Consider the following 1,769-nt stretch of genomic DNA (forward strand, 5'->3'; position numbering starts at 1 on the left):
CGTGCGCAAGGTGCTCATCGCCAATCGCGGTGAAATCGCTGTTCGGGTTGCCCGCGCCTGCCGGGATGCCGGGATCGCGAGTGTGGCGGTGTATGCCGATCCGGACCGGGACGCGGTGCATGTGCGCGTGGCCGATGAGGCGTACGCGTTGGGTGGGGACAGTCCGGCGTCCAGTTATCTGGATATCGCGAAGGTGTTGAAGGCGGCCGCGGAGTCGGGGGCGGACGCGGTGCATCCCGGTTACGGGTTCTTGTCGGAGAACGCGGACTTCGCGCAGGCGGTGCTGGATGCGGGGTTGACGTGGATCGGGCCGCCGCCGTCGGCGATCCGGGATCTGGGTGACAAGGTGGCGGCGCGTCATATCGCTCAGCGGGCGGGTGCGCCGTTGGTGGCCGGTACCGCTGATCCGGTGTCGGGTGCGGAGGAGGTTGTGGCGTTCGCGCGGGAGCATGGTCTGCCGATCGCGATCAAGGCGGCGTTCGGTGGTGGCGGGCGGGGGTTGAAGGTGGCCCGCACGCTGGAGGAGGTGCCGGAGCTGTACGAGTCGGCGGTGCGTGAGGCGGTGGCGGCCTTCGGGCGTGGTGAGTGTTTCGTGGAGCGGTATCTGGACCGTCCGCGGCATGTGGAGACGCAGTGTCTGGCCGACACGCACGGCAATGTGGTGGTGGTCTCCACGCGTGACTGCTCGTTGCAGCGTCGGCATCAGAAGCTGGTGGAGGAGGCGCCGGCGCCGTGGCTGTCGGAGGAGCAGAACCGGCAGTTGTATGCGGCGTCGAAGGCGATTTTGAAGGAAGCGGGGTATGTGGGGGCGGGGACGTGCGAGTTCCTGGTGGGTCAGGACGGGACGGTGTCGTTCCTGGAGGTCAATACGCGGTTGCAGGTGGAGCATCCGGTGACCGAGGAGGTCTCGGGGATCGATCTGGTGCGGGAGATGTTCCGTATCGCCGATGGTGAGGCGTTGGGGTATGACGATCCGCCGCTTCGGGGTCACTCGTTCGAGTTCCGGATCAATGGTGAGGATCCGGGGCGTAATTTTCTGCCTGCTCCGGGGACGGTGACGCGGTTCGAGGCGCCGTCGGGGCCGGGGGTGCGGCTGGATGCGGGGGTGGAGTCGGGCAGTGTGATCGGTCCGGCGTGGGATTCGCTGCTGGCCAAGCTGGTGGTGACCGGGGCGACGCGGGAGCAGGCGTTGCAGCGGGCGGCGCGGGCGTTGGCGGAGTTCACGGTGGAGGGGATGGCGACCGCGTTGCCGTTCCATCGTGCGGTGGTGGTGGATCCGGCGTTCAATCCGCCGGCCGGTAGTGGGCCGTTCACGGTGCATACGCGGTGGATCGAGACGGAGTTCGTGAACTCGATTCCGCCGTTTGCCGGTGGTGTGGTGGATGAGGGTGAGGAGGGGCCGGGGCGCGAGACGGTGGTGGTCGAGGTCGGTGGCAAGCGGTTGGAGGTGTCGTTGCCGGCGTCGTTGGGGATGACGTTGGCGCGTACCGGGCTTGCCGCGGGTGCCAAGCCCAAGCGGCGGGCGGCGGTTCGGGCGGGTGCGGCGGTGTCGGGGGACGCGTTGGCCTCTCCGATGCAGGGCACGATCGTGAAGGTCGCGGTCGAGGAGAACCAGCAGGTCCAAGAGGGTGACCTGATCGTGGTCCTCGAAGCGATGAAGATGGAACAGCCGCTGAACGCGCATCGTTCGGGCACCGTGATCGGGTTGAAGGCCGACGTGGGTTCCTCGGTCTCCTCCGGCGCCGTCATCTGCGAGATCAAGGACTGAC

At 67.7% G+C, this 1,769-nt stretch carries 1 protein-coding gene; it reads left to right on the forward strand.

Annotated elements, in window-relative coordinates; translation table 11 throughout:
• Nucleotide 1 precedes the first annotated feature (1 nt).
• Entirely contained in the window at nt 2-1,768 is a 1,767-nt protein-coding gene (locus K7G61_RS35775; protein ID WP_225851324.1) for a biotin carboxylase N-terminal domain-containing protein, read from the forward strand.
• The last annotated feature ends 1 nt before the right edge of the window (nt 1,769 follow it).

Source organism: Streptomyces sp. HPF1205, from assembly GCF_020400825.1.
Lineage (GTDB): Bacteria > Actinomycetota > Actinomycetes > Streptomycetales > Streptomycetaceae > Actinacidiphila.